Source organism: Muricauda brasiliensis, assembly GCF_003057865.1.
GTDB classification, from domain to species: domain Bacteria; phylum Bacteroidota; class Bacteroidia; order Flavobacteriales; family Flavobacteriaceae; genus Flagellimonas; species Flagellimonas chongwuensis.
In genome coordinates this window covers 1-496 of record NZ_QBTW01000028.1, presented here as the reverse complement: position 1 = coordinate 496, position 496 = coordinate 1, and the positions used below count along the sequence as shown (strand labels likewise).

General features: G+C 44.6%; 1 protein-coding gene. It reads left to right on the top strand.

Annotation, left to right across the window (positions count from 1 at the left end; translation table 11 throughout):
• A partial coding sequence (locus DCK90_RS16375; RefSeq protein ID WP_199912702.1) for a fasciclin domain-containing protein occupies window positions 1-496 on the top strand: 496 nt, incomplete at both ends.

Below are 496 nucleotides of genomic sequence, written 5' to 3'. Positions count from 1 at the left end.
TGAAGGACCATTTACCGTATTTGCCCCGACCAACGAAGCATTCAACGATTTGCTTGCCCAATTGGATGGTTTTGATTCGCTCGATGACTTTAGTTCACAACAATTGCAAGATTTACTTGCTGTAATTCTTACTTATCACGTAGTGGCCGATGCTGCATTTTCCACAGATTTAACCGATGGTATGAGTCTTACTACTCTTCAAGGTTCTTCCTTACAAGTGGTAATCGATGGTGATGTATTTATTCAAGATGCTACCGATGTTCCTGCCCAAGTGGTTGATGCCGACATCGAGGTTTCCAACGGGGTGGTTCACGTAATAGATAAGGTGCTATTACCTCAAGCCATTTTGGACGAATTGGCCGACATTATCCTTGTTCCCATTACAGATTTGGCCATGGGAAATGAAAATCTACAAAACTTGGTGGCCGCACTAACCGCAGCCGACGGAGATTTACCAACCGTGTTGCGCGGTGATGGACCATTTACCGTATTGGCT